The organism is Microbispora sp. H10670 (genome assembly GCF_014161385.1).
Taxonomy (GTDB): Bacteria; Actinomycetota; Actinomycetes; order Streptosporangiales; family Streptosporangiaceae; genus Microbispora; species Microbispora triticiradicis.
In genome coordinates, this window is record NZ_JABBWW010000048.1 from 1 (window position 1) to 13,901 (window position 13,901).

Genomic DNA, 13,901 nt, shown 5'->3' on the forward strand with positions numbered 1-13,901 from the left:
CGACCAGGTGTAAGGCGACCGAGTACAAGGTGTCGTGGAACCAGGCGGGTCCGCAGGGGCCGCAGGGTCCGGCGGGGATCGGCGGCACGGGTGCGCAGGGTCCCCAGGGCCCGCGCGGTCTGCAGGGTCCGAGGGGTCTGCAGGGCCCGCGTGGCCTTCAGGGCCCCAAGGGCGACACGGGCGCCCAGGGCCCGAAGGGCGAGACCGGTGCCCAGGGCCCGAAGGGCGAGACCGGTGCGCAGGGGCCGAAGGGTGAGACCGGCGCCCAGGGTCCCAAGGGCGACGACGGCAAGGCCGGCGAGCAGGGCCCGCGTGGTCTGCAGGGCCCCAAGGGTGACGACGGCAAGGACGGTAAGGACGGCGTCGCCGGCGTCTCGTACAAGTGGGCCGAGTTCAGCTTCGGTCTCGGCGGCGGTTCCAAGAGCCTGAGCTGCGACAGCGGGACCTACGCGACCGGCGGCGGCTACCGCGGCACCAACATCGTCGGTGAGGTCACCACCAACGGCCCGATCATCACCGGAGGCAAGCCGACCGGCTGGGAGGTCAAGGGGTCCGTCGGCACCAAGGGCACCATGTACGTCATCTGCGTCGGCGTCTGAGTCAGCCACGCCGCCGGAAGGGTGGAGTCCGTGGGGGCTCCACCGTACGGCGCTCCACATATGCCTGCCGTACGCGACGAGGCGTTGGCGTACGGCACCGCGAAGGCCCTTCCGGAGGGGTTACCGGAGGGGTCTTCGCGCGTTTCCGGCCTGCTTTCGACTCCGCCGCTCCCGGAGGCCGCGCGACAGGCACGCGCGCGGCCCTCGTGGCCCCGGAGGCGGTCGCCGGCTCCGGGTACTAGGGTGGCCGGTCATGATCGAGCCTTCCTACGTCCGGGTCGCCCGGGCGGCGTACGACGCGATGGCCGGAGACTACGTCGACTTCGCCCGGCACTCGCTGGCCGGCAAGCCCTTCGAACGCGCGATGCTCGCCACGTACGCCGAGCTCGTGCGGACGTCGGACCTCCCGGGCCCGGTGGTCGAGGCCGGTTGCGGAACGGGCCGGATCACGGCGCACCTGCACGCGCTCGGCCTCGACGTCTCCGGCGTCGACCTGTCGCCGGGCATGATCGCGATAGCCCGTCAGGAGCACCCGCACATCCGGTTCGAGGAAGGCCGCCTCGCGGCCCTGGACATCGCCGACGAGTCCCTGAGCGGCGTGGTCGCCTGGTATTCGATCATCCACACGCCGCCGGAGGATCATCCGGCGGTGCTGGCCGAGTTCCACCGGGTGCTGGCGCCCGGCGGTCACCTCCTGCTCGCCTTCCAGGTCGGCCAGGTCGGCGACGAGCCGTTCCACCTCGCGGAGGCGTTCGGGCACCAGGTCGCGCTCGACTTCCACCGCGTCTCGCCGGATCACCTGACCCGGCTGCTGGCCGACGCGGGAATCCCCGTGATCGCCCGCCTGCTCTGCGAACGCGGCGAGTCCGAACGGACCCCCCAGGCCTATCTCGTCGCCCGCAAGCCGGTAGCCGCCACGCCGTCCGGGTCGTGACGAAGGGTCAGGTCCACTCCACGTGGGCCCGTACGGCCCCGGCGTCGTCGACCCAGCCCTTGGAGGCGGCGTACTCCAGCATCCGGTCGAGCCTGTCCCGCCACTCCGGGTCCCGGCCCTGGTCACCGGCCAGGCGGATGATGTCCTCCCGGGTGAGCCAGACATGGTCCTCGCGCCGGGCCGTCACCTTGAGAGCGGTGAAGTCCTCCGGGTCGTGAAGAGACCGGGGACTCAGTTCCGCGTCAAGCCACACTGTCTTCTCCTCTGCCGGAGGCGACGATCACCGGAGTGACTTTACGCGCTCTCGCCCCGGATAGGCCGTCTGATCACGATGGTCCCGGGACACCGACTATGGAACGGTGTAGCTTTGCACCACCTCGCACCCTTTGTGGTCGACTGCGCAATCGGACGGAAAGACGTCTCATGAGAAACGCCACGCTCGTCGGCGCCTTCGTCGTACCCCTGGTCGTCCCCGCCGTGGCGTGGCCGGCGGCCGCGGCCACCGCCGCACCCACGATGTCCGTGCCGACGGGGACGGGCGCGATCCGCTGCCCGAAGCCGACCAGGACCGTCGGCAGCGCCGGTGAGCTGCACGAGGCGCTCAGGTCGGCACGTGCGGGCGACGTCATCCGGCTGCGGCCCGGCACCTACCGGGGCAGGTTCGTCGCCCGGCGCTCCGGCACGCCGAAGAAGCCGATCTACCTGTGCGGCCCCGCCGCGGCGGTGCTGGACGGCGGCGGCGTCGGCAAGGGGTACGGCTTCCACCTCGACCGGGCCGGTTACTGGCGCCTGGTGGGCTTCACCGTCAGGAACAGCCAGAAGGGCGTCATGGCGGACGGAACCCGGGGCTCGGTCATCCAGGGCCTCACCGTCCGCGACATCGGCGACGAGGCCGTCCATCTGCGTGCCTTCAGCAGCGGCAACATCGTCCAGTACAACCGGATCGACAACACCGGCCTGCGTCGGGCGGAGTTCGGCGAGGGCGTCTACCTCGGCTCGGCGAAGTCCAACTGGGATCGGTACTCCGGCGGGCGGATGGACCGGAGCGACCGGAACCTGGTCCGCGGGAACGTCATCCGGTCCAGGGCCGAGGCGGTGGACGTCAAGGAGGGCACCCGCGGGGGCCGCATCGTCGGCAACGTCTTCGACGGGTCGGCGCTCGTCGCCGCGACCGCCGACTCCTGGGTCGACGTCAAGGGCAACGGCTACCTGATCGAGGGCAACGTCGGCAGGAACACCCCCGCCGACGGCTTCCAGACCCACGAGATCGTCGACGGCTGGGGCACCGGCAACGTCTTCCGCAGGAACACCCTCTATCTCGACGGCGCCGCCGGTGTCGGCATCAACGACACCGTAGGCGGAAACAGGATCACCTGCGACAACAAGGCGGTCGGCGGGCGTCTGCTCAAGAACGGCAGGTGTTCCTGACGCCCCCGGGCGATGTGCCTCACTGGCCCACGCGGCCGTCGACGCACTCCCGCAGCAGGTCCGCGTGGCCGCAGTGCCGGGCGTACTCCTCGATCCGGTGCACCAGCAGGTCCCGGACGGCGATGGCGTCCTTCCCCAGACGCACGCTCAGATCCGGGTGCTCGGCCAGCGCGGCGTCGGTGGCCTCCTGCTCACGGGCGAGGTCGGCGTACGCGGCGTCGACCACCGCCCGGTCGGCGACCGCTCCGTCGAAGTCGCCACCCGGGCCGTACAGCTTCGGCGGCGGGCCGCCGGGAAGGATCCAGCCGCGCCAGTCCCGCTCCGCCTCGGCGAGGTGCCGGAGCAGGCCGAGCAGCGACATGGTCGACGGCGGCACCGACCGGCGGGCCAGTTGCTCCGCGCTGAGCCCTTCGCACTTCATCAGCAGGGTCAGCCGGTAGTTCCTCAGGTACTCCCGCAGCGTCGCCAGTTCGCCTTCCGGGCCGACTTCGTTGTTCTCGCGGGGATCGTCAGCCGGATCCACCCACATGTCCGGATATACGGTCGCCTGAGTCCATCGTTGGGGCTGGTCGTTCACCGTGCCCATGGTGGTCCCCGAGCACCCCGCTCGCCAGCCGTTTTCCCCGCCGCGACGCAAGGACCCTGACGTGGTGAGTTCAGGTGTTCGGCCACAACCCGCAGACCGGCAGCCGCCGGCGTGGGCCGGCGTCCTGAAGGCGACGACCGAGATCAGGGAAGCAGAATCAGCGTGGGGCAGTGGCGAGGGCGGACGATGGAGAAGTCGCGGCGGTCGAGAGTGGCGATTCGCCGGACGCCGAGACGCTCGGCCAGCGCGATTACCGAAGCGTCGGCCGGATCGAGACGCGGGGCCGGATAACCGCGCACCAGTTCGGCCATGCGATTCAAATCCCCGGGGCTTGTCGCCACGGTGAGCGGCGGCCACGAGTGGGCCGGTATCAAGCAGGGTTTTCACGCTCGACTAGTAAAGTGCTCATGAAGATAGTCTTCGGCGCGTTCAGCCAAATCAGCCGGGCCGTCGTCGAGAATTCCCGCGAACAGGATGCGTCGGCGCGCTTCTCGTGCGGGAACGGGCGCCTCTTCGTCGTCGGTCGTCTCGCGACCGGGCTTGGGCGCGCCGGGTATGTAGCTGGACAGTTCGGGATCGGTCTCGACCAGACGCAGAAGGCGCCGCGCCTGGTGGGCAGGGAGCCTGTCGACCAGGTGATGCGGTCCGTCATGCGCGGGAGACGCCACACCCCGAGTGTATGACACGCCTGGTCGGACGGCCGGAGTTCGCGAGATGGCCGCCCCCGCCGGGCGTCACCGATTGCGCCATCGCGATCCGGGGGACTCGAAGACGGCGATACGTCCAGAGTCCGACTCCCCACCACGGAAGGCCGAGGGCCCTTCCGGACGTCCGGAAGGGCCCTCGGATGGCGATCAGCCGAAGACGCGGGGCAGGGCCGAGGTGTGGGCCTCGCGAAGCTCGGCGACCGGGACGTCGAGCACGCCCTCGACCACGAGCGCGTCGCCGCCGGTGAGGCCGAGCCCGGAGCAGGGCACCTCGTGCCGGGCGCACAGCTCGGCGAACGCGTCGAAGGCGTCCGGGCGGACGCACACCAGCGCACGCGCGGCCGACTCGCTGAACAGGTCGGTGAACGCGTCGTCGCCCGGCAGCGTCACCGTGCAGCCGACGCCACGGGAGAGGCACGCCTCGGCCAGGGCGATCGCGAGACCGCCGTCGGAGAGGTCGTGCGAGCCCTCCAGCAGCCCGCGGGCCGCCGCCTCGGCCACCAGCACCGCGGCCAGGGCACGCTCGGCCTCCAGGTTCACCTGGGGCGGCAGCCCGCCCAGGTGGCCGTGGACCACGTGCGCCCACTCCGAGCCGCCGAACTCCTCGCGGGTCTCGCCCAGCAGCAGCACGCGCAGGCCGGCCTCCGGGAAGCCGGACCTGACCCGCCGCGCCACGTCGTCGATCACGCCCAGCACGCCGATCACGGGTGTCGGGTTGATCGCGGTCGAGCCGGTCTGGTTGTAGAACGACACGTTCCCGCCGGTGACCGGCACGCCGAGGGTGCGGCAGGCGTCGGCGAGCCCGCGTACGGCCTCCGAGAACTGCCACATGACCTCGGGGTCCTCCGGAGAGCCGAAGTTGAGGCAGTTGGTGACCGCGAGCGGCTTCGCGCCGGTGACGGCGACGTTCCGGTACGCCTCCGACAGCGCGAGCTGCGCCCCGCTGTACGGATCGAGCCTGGCGTAGCGGCCGTTGCCGTCGGTCGCCAGCGCGATGCCCCGGGTGGTCTCCTCCGCCCCCGGCATCGTCTCCGAGATCCGCAGCATGCCGGCGTCGGCGGGCTGGGCCAGGACGGTGTTGCCACGCACATACCGGTCGTATTGGGAGGTCACCCACTCCTTCGACCCGAGGTTGGGCGAGCCGAGCAGGGTGAGCAGGGTCTCGCGCAGGTCCGCGGGCCGGGGCAGGCGCTCGGGGCCGTCGGCGTTGAGCGCCGCCTGCCCGGCGGGCTCGTGGAACGGGCGCTCGTAGACCGGGCCCTCGTCGGCGGCAGTGCCCGGCGGGATGTCGACGATGACCTCGCCGTCCCACGTCATGACGAGCCTGCCGGAGTCGGTGACCTCGCCGATCACGGTCGCCGGGACGTCCCACTTGTCGCAGATCGCCATGAAGGCCGGGATGTCGTCGGGCGTGACGACCGCCATCATGCGTTCCTGCGACTCGCTCATCAGGATCTCCTCGGGCCGCAGCGAGGGATCGCGCAGCGGGACGAGGTTGAGGTCCACCCGCATGCCGCCGGTGCCCTTGGCGGCCAGCTCGGTGGTCGCGCAGGACACACCGGCCGCGCCGAGGTCCTGGATGCCGACGACCACGTCCGCCTGGTAGAGCTCCAGGCAGCACTCGATCAGCAGCTTCTCCATGAACGGGTCGCCGACCTGTACGGCGGGCCGCTTGGCCTGCGACTCGTCCTCGAAGGTGGCCGATGCGAGCACCGACGCGCCGCCGATGCCGTCCGCGCCGGTACGCGCGCCGAACAGCACGACCTTGTTGCCGGGGCCGGGGGCGGTGGCCAGCTTGATCTGGTCCTTGCGCAGCAGGCCGACGCACAGGGCGTTGACGAGCGGGTTGCCGATGTAGCAGGGGTCGAAGACGACCTCTCCGCCGATGTTGGGCAGGCCGAGGCAGTTGCCGTAGTGGCTGATGCCCTCCACCACCCCGGGCAGCACCCGGCGGGTGTCGGGCTGATCGGCTCCGCCGAAGCGCAGCGAGTCCATGACCGCGACCGGCCGCGCGCCCATCGACATGATGTCGCGCACGATGCCGCCGACGCCGGTCGCGGCGCCCTGGTGCGGCTCGACGTACGACGGGTGGTTGTGCGACTCGATCTTGAAGGTGGCGGCCCAGCCGTCGCCGACGTCGACCACGCCGGCGTTCTCGCCCATGCCGACGAGCAGGGCCTCCGACTCGGGCGCCTTGGTCCCGAACTGCCGCAGGTGGACCTTCGACGACTTGTAGGAGCAGTGCTCGCTCCACATCACGGAGTAGATCGCCAGCTCGGAGCCGGTCGGCCGCCGTCCGAGGATCTCCCGAACGCGCTGGTACTCGTCGTCCTTCATGCCCAGCTCGGCGTACGGCTGACGCTCTTCGGGCGTCTCCTGCGCGCGCTTCACGCTGTCGAGGGCCATCACGCGTTCACCAGCCTCTTCAGGATCGAGGTGAAGAAGCCGCGGCCGTCCACGCTCGGCGCGCCGGTCAGGTCCTCGACCGCGTGCTCGGGGTGGGGCATGAGGCCGACGACGTTGCCGGCCTCGTTGGCGATCCCCGCGATGTCGTTGAGCGAGCCGTTGGGGTTGCCGCCGGCGTAGCGGAAGACCACCCGGCCCTCGCCCTCCAGCGCCGCCAGCGTGGCGGCGTCGGCGACGTAGCGGCCCTCGCCGTGCTTGATCGGCAGCACGATCTCCTGGCCGTCCGCGAAGTCCGCGGTCCAGGCCGTACGCGTGCTCTCCACGCGGATGCGCTGGTCGCGGCAGATGTAGTGCAGGCCCTCGTTGCGGGTCAGCGCGCCCGGCAGCAGGTGCGCCTCACAGAGGATCTGGAAGCCGTTGCAGGTGCCGAGCACGGGCAGCCCGGCCTGCGCGGCCGGGATCAGCTCGGTCATGAGGGGGGAGAACCGGGAGATCGCCCCGCAGCGAAGGTAGTCGCCGTAGGAGAACCCGCCGGGCAGGAAGACGGCGTCGACGCCCTTGAGGTCGTGGTCGGCGTGCCACAGCGGCACCGCCTCCGCTCCGGCCAGCCGTACGGCTCGCGCGGCATCCTGGTCGTCGAGTGTTCCGGGGAAGGTGACGACGCCCACCCGGGCAGCGCTCATGACTGTGTTCCCTCCAAGGATCGCCGCCAGGCCGGACGCCACCGTCTCATGTGCCGGACGGCGGTCAGTGGCGGTACACCTCAGAGTATCGGAGCCGCCAAATCGGCCGCTCTCGCGGAGCCCCGAACCGATCGGGGCGCGTCATGAGCCACCCGTGCCGCGCCGTGGGCCGGCGCGGCCGGTGGCCGGGGTCCTCAGACCCCGGCCAGGTGGCGGTCGAGAGTGAGATGGTGGGCGATGGCGTCCTCGGCCCAGTCGAGCTCCTTGCACAGCCGCACGGTCGTGCCGCGGCCGGGCGTGATGTCGAAGGACAGGTCGTCCACGACGGCCCGCATGATCAGGATCCCCCGGCCGTGCTCGGTCTCGGCCGGCGGGTGCTGCCGGGGAATCATGTGCAGCCCCTCGCCGCCGTCGGCGACGCGCAGCTCACATCGGCCGTTGCCGATGGTGGCCATGACCTCGTAACGGTTGGCCGGTCCACCGTGCCTTACAGCGTTGGCGCATGCCTCGGACGTGGCCAGGAGTATGTCGGACACGCACTCCTCGGTCACCCCGAGGGACCTGAGCGCGTTCCCCACCACGCGGCGGACCATCGGGATGCCGATCGCATCCCTCGGCATGGCCAGCGAGAACTCAATATCCACCGGACCCCTCCCCGGTGTCGAAGGTCACCACGGTAGGCTTCCCCACTGAATCAGGGCTAACCGCAAAATCACGGTCCTGTTATTCGGGGCGTGCCTCATGGGTGGGTTTAAGACGACCTATGTCCCATTTACGAGGGAGAAGTCAGGGGCGCGGCGGTGTGAAATGCACCACTTCACTCCGCGACGTGGATTGCGAAGTCCTCGATCACCGTGTTGGCCAGCAGGGTTTCGGCCATCTTTCGGACTTCCGAAAGGGCGGCCTCGTCCGCGGGCCCGTCCAGCTCCAGCTCGAACCGCTTGCCCTGCCGCACCTCGGAGACCCCGGAGAAGCCGAGCCGCGGCAGCGCCCGGGCGATCGCCTGCCCCTGCGGGTCGAGGATCTCCGGCTTGAGCATGACGTCGACGATGACGCGCGCCACGATGTGCCTCCAGTTTCGAGTGGTCCGCCAGTTTCGGGGGGTCCGCCGGTTTCGGTGGGTCCGTTTCGCGGTCAAGCCTAGTGGCGGCCCGGCGACGCGCTCGCGACGGGCCACGCGGCGGGCCGGGCCGCGGCGGAGGGGTGTGGCGCCTCACGCCCCGGGAATCGGAGAAGTGTGGACAGGAGGCGGGGTCTTGCGCGAAGGGGTGTGACTTCTGCCACGATGTCCGCATATGCGACCGGTCGCCCACCCCCAGCGGCCGTCCGCCGACCCTACCCGGCCCTCCGGCGGTGGCGACCCCACCCGTGGCGGGCACGAGACGCACAGGAGTGGCATGTGACAGCCCACGCCCCTCGCGGTGCCGACGCACCCCCGGAGCTCGTCCAACTGCTCACCCCCGAGGGAGAGCGGGTCGAGCATCCCGACTACGACATCGAGCTGACCGCCGAAGAGGTCCGCTCCCTCTATCGCGACCTGGTCCTCGTCCGCCGCATCGACCTGGAGGCCGTCGCGCTCCAGCGACAGGGCGAGCTCGGCCTCTGGGCGTCCCTGCTCGGGCAGGAGGCCGCGCAGGTCGGGTCGGGCCGGGCGCTCACCGGCGCCGACATGGCCTTCCCCACCTACCGCGAGCACGGCGTGGCCTGGTGCCGCGACGTCGACCCGGTCAACCTGCTCGCGCTGTTCCGCGGCGTGAACAACGGCGGATGGAACCCGGCCGAGCACAACTTCCACCTCTACACGATCGTCATCGGCTCCCAGACCCTGCACGCGGTGGGGTACGCCATGGGCATCCAGCGCGACGGCGGCGAGTCCGCGGTGATCGTCTACTTCGGTGACGGCGCGACCTCCCAGGGCGACGTGAACGAGTCCTTCATCTGGGCCTCGGTGTTCAACGCCCCGGTCGTGTTCTTCTGCCAGAACAACCAGTGGGCGATCTCCGAGCCACTGGAGAAGCAGTCGAAGATCCCCCTCTACAAGAGGGCGTCGGGCTTCGGCTTCCCCGGCATCCGGGTCGACGGCAACGACGTGTTCGCCTGCCTGGCCGTGACCCGCGCCGCGCTGCGGAACGCCCGCGAGGGACAGGGCCCGACCCTGATCGAGGCGTTCACCTACCGGATGGGCGCGCACACCACCTCCGACGACCCCACCCGCTACCGCCTCGCGAACGAGCTGGAGGCCTGGAAGCTGAAGGACCCCATCGAGCGGGTCAAGGCGTACCTGTTCAAGAACGAGCTCGCCGACCAGGAGTTCTTCGAGAAGGTCGACGCGGAGGCCGACGCCCTCGGCAAGGACGTGCGCGACCGGTGCCTCGCGCTGCCCGACCCGCCGCCCGGGGCTATCTTTGATCACGTGTACGCGGGCGCCCACGCACTCCTCGACGAGGAGCGCGAGCAGTATCTGACCTACCTGGCGGGATTCGAGCGATGACCACACTGACTCTCGCCAAGGCGTTGAACGAGGGACTGCGCCGCTCGATGGAGGACGACCCCAAGGTCCTCCTCATGGGAGAGGACGTCGGCAAGCTCGGCGGCGTCTTCCGGGTCACCGACGGCCTGCAGAAGGACTTCGGCGAGGACCGCGTCATCGACACGCCGCTCGCCGAGTCGGGGATCATCGGCACCGCGATCGGCCTGGCCCTGCGCGGCTACCGGCCCATCTGCGAGATCCAGTTCGACGGGTTCGTGTTCCCGGCCGCCGACCAGATCATCACGCAGCTCGCCAAGATGCCGCTGCGGTCGCTCGGCACGCTGAAGCTGCCGGTCGTCGTGCGCATCCCCTGCGGCGGCGGCATCGGGGCGGTCGAGCACCACTCCGAGTCGCCGGAGGTGTACTTCACCCACACCGCCGGCCTGCGGGTGGTCGCGTGCTCCAACCCCGCCGACGCGTACACCATGATCCAGGACGCGGTCCGCTGCGACGACCCGATCATCTTCTTCGAGCCCAAGCGCCGTTACTGGGACAAGGCCGATGTGGACCTCGCCGCCCCCGGCCTGCCGCTCGACCGCGCCCGCGTCGTACGGCCCGGCCGGGACGTCACGCTCGTGGCGTACGGGCCGATGGTGAAGACCTGCCTGGAGGCCGCGTCGGCGGCCGAGGAGGACGGACGGGACATCGAGGTGATCGACCTGCGCTCGCTCAACCCGCTGGACGCCGAGGTGCTGATCGAGTCGGTGACGCGGACCGGCCGCTGCGTGGTCGTCCACGAGGCTCCGGTCTTCACCGGGTTCGGGGCCGAGATCGCGGCGCGGGTCACCGAGCGCTGCTTCTACCACCTGGAATCCCCGGTGCTGCGGGTGGGCGGGTTCTCCACGCCGTACCCGCCGTCCCGGCTGGAGGAGCACTACCTGCCCGACCTCGACCGGGTGCTCGACGCCGTCGACCGCTCGTTCGCTTACTAGAGGGGAGAGATCTGATGCTCCGTGAGTTCAGGCTCCCCGACGTGGGCGAGGGGCTGACCGAGGCCGAGATCGTCAGGTGGCACGTCACCCCGGGCGACTCCGTGAAGATCAACCAGACGATCGTGGAGATCGAGACGGCCAAGGCCGTGGTGGAGCTGCCCTGCCCGTACGAGGGCACGGTGTCGGCCCTGATGGCCGACGAGGGCCAGACGGTCGACGTCGGCGCCCCGATCATCTCGGTCCGTACGGGCGACGGCGAGGGCCCGGCCGACGCCGGTCGGGAGGCGCTGGCCGACGATCTGGTGCCGGGCGCGGGAGACGGCGCCGAGCCGAAGCAGGAGAAGCGCCAGCCGGTGCTCGTGGGGTACGGCGTGAAGACGTCCGCGACCCGCCGCCGGCCCCGCAAACCGGCCTCGCCCGCGCCTGTTTCGGCCCCGCCTGTTTCGGCCCCGCCTGTTTCGGTCACACCTGCTCCGGCCACCCGCACCGCGGCCACCCCGCCCGCTGTGTCCTCCGTGCCCGCTGCGTCCTCCGCGCCCGCTGTGCCCGGGAACGGGCATCCGGCCTCCGCCGAGGCCCGCGTGCTGGCGAAGCCGCCGGTGCGCAAGCTCGCCAGGGACCTCGGCGTCGACCTGACGGCCCTCACCGGCACCGGCCCGCAGGGATCGATCACCCGGGCCGACGTGGAGGCGGCGGTGGCGGCGCCGGCCCCGGCGGCCTCGGGAACCTCCGCGGCCTCGGGGACCGCGCGGGAGGAGTACATCCCGGTCAGAGGGGTCAGGAAGGCGACCGCGCAGGCCATGGTGGCCAGCGCGTTCTCGGCTCCGCACGTGACGGAGTGGCTCCAGGTCGACGTGACCGGGACGATGGAGGCCGTGCGGCGGCTGCGGACGCTGCCCGAGTTCGCCGAGGTCAAGGTGTCGCCGCTGCTCCTGGTGGCGAAGGCGCTGATCACGGCGGTGAAGCGGCACCCGATGGCGAACGCCTCGTGGACCGGCGAGGAGATCGTGGTCAAGCACTACGTGAACCTCGGGATCGCCGCCGCCACCGACCGCGGGCTGATCGTGCCGAACGTCAAGGACGCCGACGCGATGTCGCTGCCCGACCTCGCGCGGGCGCTCGGCGAGCTCACCGAGCGGGCGCGGGCGGGCAGGTGCCAGCCGGCCGAGCTGACCGGCGGCACGATCACGATCACCAACGTGGGGGTCTTCGGCGTCGACGCCGGGACGCCGATCCTGAACCCGGGAGAGGTGGCGATCCTCGCCGTCGGCCAGATCAGGGACATGCCCTGGGTGGTCGACGGGCAGCTCGCCGTCCGGAAGGTGACCACGCTGGCGCTGTCGTTCGACCACCGTGTGGTCGACGGCGAACTCGGCTCCCATGTCCTGCGCGACGTCGGCGCCATGCTGGAGGACCCCCTGCGCATGCTCGCCTGGAGCTGACGCACACGATTCCCCGGAGGGCCGGTGACCGATGGCGGTCTCCGGCCCTTCCGCCGCCGGTCGCCTTTCCGGAGGACGCCGGGGCGCGAGCTCCGCGCGCCCGCCGCTCGTGACTGCGCCGCTCGTTAACCCTGGAGGAGCACGTCACGCCCACCGGCTCGGGGCGTACAAGCCGTCTGCAAGATCGGAACCAGTGACACTCAAGCACGGGTTCCTAGCCTCCCTACCGTGATTCGTGGAGACCACGGCCCGCTCGTGACGCGAGACGGGGGAGCGGCGGCGATCGCCGGGTTCGCCGTCGTACTCGCCGAGGGCGCGGAGATCCTGCGCGCCCTGAGCCGTCGGGCCACGCCTCTCACCGAGGCGGGCAAGGTGATCGAGGAGTGGGCCGGCCGCCATCCCGGTGCCTGCCCCCGCCTCGTGCCGGGCGACCGCGACGGGTACGGCCTTCGGCTGCGCCATCCCGAGGGCGGGGTGGTGACGCTGTCGGTGCCGCGAGGCGAGCGACATCGGCCGGACGGCCCGGACGAGGTCGCCGAGCGCTGCCTCCCCCCGCGCGAGCTCGTGGAGGACGACGAGCCGCTGGAGGACGGCGATCTGCGGGAGGCCGTGGCGGAGCTCCGCGCCCGGCGCGGCCTGCACGACCGGGCCGCCACGCTGGCCTGGCTGGCGGAGACGCCGTGGTCGGGGGAGCAGTTCGAGGCGCTCGTCGCCGGGATCGCCCGGCGGCGCCGCTTCCGGCGGCGCAAACAGGCCGAGCTCGGGCCGGGCCACCTCGCCTCCCACCGCTCCGACTTCGACCGCGTACGCGCCTTGTGGGTGACGGGCTCCCAGCCGGTGGACGGCGAACTGCTCCACTGCGTCTCCGTCCTGACCGGCTACGAGCAGGCCGTGGTGACGGTGGGCGAGCGGTGGGCCGGGGAGCTGCCCGCGCCGCTGCGTCACGCGGGCCTCGACGCGCTGGTCGGCCCGGTCCCGTACGGCGACGGTTATCTGACCGGCGTGGTGCTGGACCGCCGGGCGGCGCGGGACGATCCGGAGACGCTGGCCGCGGCGGGCGAGGCAGCCTTCGGCGAGTGGCTCGTGGCACGGCGCAGGAGGGCCTCCGTCGAGTGCCACTGGATCTGACACCCGCGCCGTGGAGAAGCCGGGGAAGGCCGGGAAAGGTCGGAGAAGCCGGGACGCCGGAGACGGCAGGGGCGCTGGAGATCGCCGGGCACGGGGGATGAGAGGATGAGCGCCGTGAAGAGCGCGGCCACCGGGCCGCGTGCGTCCCGTCCCAGGGGGAGTGCATGTTCCGCCACATCGTGCTGCTGAAGTGGACCGACGACGCCACCGAGGAGCAGCGCGCCGAGGTGGCCAGGCGCCTGAACGAGCTGCCGGGCGTCATCCCCGAGATCCGGACCTACCAGATCGGCCTGGACGCGGGCGTCAACCAGGGCAACTTCTCCTTCGCCGTGACGGCCGAGTTCGACTCCCCGGAGGACTACATCGTCTATCGGGACCACCCGGCCCACCTGGCGGTGATCGAGGAGTGTATCGCGCAGATTCTCGCCGCCCGCGCGGCCGTGCAGTACGCACTCTGACCCCGGTTCACGCTTCCCGGGCATGAACGGCCGAGGGCGAGCGGACAGCGCCGCTCGTCCCGCCGTTC

The 13,901-nt window shown here is 71.3% G+C and carries 15 protein-coding genes and 1 pseudogene; 8 read left to right on the forward strand and 8 right to left on the reverse strand.

Features of this window, described 5'->3' with window-relative positions:
* Both HHX33_RS37585 and HHX33_RS33805 read left to right on the forward strand, forming a co-directional pair.
* Nucleotides 1-599: pseudogene (locus tag HHX33_RS37585) on the forward strand (collagen-like protein); the annotation flags it as partial.
* A gap of 253 nt (nt 600-852) precedes the next feature.
* A complete protein-coding gene (locus HHX33_RS33805) occupies nt 853-1,533 on the forward strand; it encodes a class I SAM-dependent methyltransferase (protein ID WP_182878121.1) in 681 nt (226 codons plus the stop codon).
* Nucleotides 1,534-1,540: 7 nt separating this feature from the next.
* On the opposite strand, the gene HHX33_RS33810 is transcribed toward HHX33_RS33805, so the two are convergent.
* The gene (locus HHX33_RS33810) at nt 1,541-1,786 is read right to left on the reverse strand and encodes a hypothetical protein (protein WP_117409633.1); all 246 of its coding nucleotides are present in this window, start codon (nt 1,784-1,786) and stop codon (nt 1,541-1,543) included.
* A gap of 170 nt (nt 1,787-1,956) precedes the next feature.
* Here HHX33_RS33810 and HHX33_RS33815 point away from each other — a divergent pair, with 170 nt between their 5' ends.
* Nucleotides 1,957-2,961, forward strand: coding sequence for a right-handed parallel beta-helix repeat-containing protein (locus HHX33_RS33815; RefSeq protein ID WP_220502483.1), 1,005 nt, complete (start codon nt 1,957-1,959; stop codon nt 2,959-2,961).
* A 19-nt stretch (nt 2,962-2,980) separates the two neighbouring features.
* Here the strand turns inward: HHX33_RS33815 and HHX33_RS33820 are convergent, their stop codons facing one another.
* From HHX33_RS33820 to purS, 7 genes are all read right to left on the reverse strand, one after another.
* Nucleotides 2,981-3,490: a DinB family protein gene (locus tag HHX33_RS33820; protein WP_259403142.1), complete on the reverse strand. Its 510-nt coding sequence runs from the start codon at nt 3,488-3,490 to the stop codon at nt 2,981-2,983.
* Between the two features lie 200 nt (nt 3,491-3,690).
* The gene (locus HHX33_RS33825; RefSeq protein ID WP_220502484.1) at nt 3,691-3,858 is read right to left on the reverse strand and encodes a hypothetical protein; all 168 of its coding nucleotides are present in this window, start codon (nt 3,856-3,858) and stop codon (nt 3,691-3,693) included.
* A gap of 72 nt (nt 3,859-3,930) precedes the next feature.
* Nucleotides 3,931-4,215, reverse strand: coding sequence for a hypothetical protein (locus HHX33_RS33830; protein WP_182878124.1), 285 nt, complete (start codon nt 4,213-4,215; stop codon nt 3,931-3,933).
* Nucleotides 4,216-4,401: 186 nt separating this feature from the next.
* Nucleotides 4,402-6,660 carry a phosphoribosylformylglycinamidine synthase subunit PurL gene (purL, locus tag HHX33_RS33835; RefSeq protein WP_182878125.1) on the reverse strand — a complete coding sequence of 753 codons (2,259 nt, stop codon included), beginning with the start codon at nt 6,658-6,660 and terminating at the stop codon, nt 4,402-4,404.
* The gene (purQ, locus tag HHX33_RS33840; RefSeq protein WP_138461732.1) at nt 6,660-7,343 is read right to left on the reverse strand and encodes a phosphoribosylformylglycinamidine synthase subunit PurQ; all 684 of its coding nucleotides are present in this window, start codon (nt 7,341-7,343) and stop codon (nt 6,660-6,662) included. The genes purL and purQ overlap by 1 nt, the downstream gene beginning before the upstream one ends.
* 194 nt (nt 7,344-7,537) lie before the next feature.
* The gene (locus HHX33_RS33845; RefSeq protein WP_117409638.1) at nt 7,538-7,987 is read right to left on the reverse strand and encodes an ATP-binding protein; all 450 of its coding nucleotides are present in this window, start codon (nt 7,985-7,987) and stop codon (nt 7,538-7,540) included.
* Nucleotides 7,988-8,160: 173 nt separating this feature from the next.
* Entirely contained in the window at nt 8,161-8,406 is a 246-nt protein-coding gene (purS, locus tag HHX33_RS33850) for a phosphoribosylformylglycinamidine synthase subunit PurS (RefSeq protein WP_138461733.1), read from the reverse strand.
* 336 nt (nt 8,407-8,742) lie between these two features.
* Between purS and pdhA the strand changes: the two genes are divergently transcribed.
* From pdhA to HHX33_RS33875, 5 genes are all read left to right on the forward strand, one after another.
* Complete coding sequence (pdhA, locus tag HHX33_RS33855) at nt 8,743-9,834, forward strand: pyruvate dehydrogenase (acetyl-transferring) E1 component subunit alpha (RefSeq protein WP_310741636.1); 1,092 nt, start codon at nt 8,743-8,745, stop codon at nt 9,832-9,834.
* Entirely contained in the window at nt 9,831-10,805 is a 975-nt protein-coding gene (locus tag HHX33_RS33860; RefSeq protein ID WP_182878127.1) for an alpha-ketoacid dehydrogenase subunit beta, read from the forward strand. Before pdhA ends, HHX33_RS33860 begins: the two co-directional genes overlap by 4 nt.
* Before the next feature lie 14 nt (nt 10,806-10,819).
* Nucleotides 10,820-12,247: a dihydrolipoamide acetyltransferase family protein gene (locus HHX33_RS33865; RefSeq protein ID WP_182878128.1), complete on the forward strand. Its 1,428-nt coding sequence runs from the start codon at nt 10,820-10,822 to the stop codon at nt 12,245-12,247.
* A gap of 228 nt (nt 12,248-12,475) precedes the next feature.
* Nucleotides 12,476-13,375: a hypothetical protein gene (locus HHX33_RS33870; protein ID WP_182878129.1), complete on the forward strand. Its 900-nt coding sequence runs from the start codon at nt 12,476-12,478 to the stop codon at nt 13,373-13,375.
* Between the two features lie 164 nt (nt 13,376-13,539).
* Nucleotides 13,540-13,833 carry a Dabb family protein gene (locus HHX33_RS33875; protein WP_138461737.1) on the forward strand — a complete coding sequence of 98 codons (294 nt, stop codon included), beginning with the start codon at nt 13,540-13,542 and terminating at the stop codon, nt 13,831-13,833.
* Nucleotides 13,834-13,901: the final 68 nt, after the last annotated feature.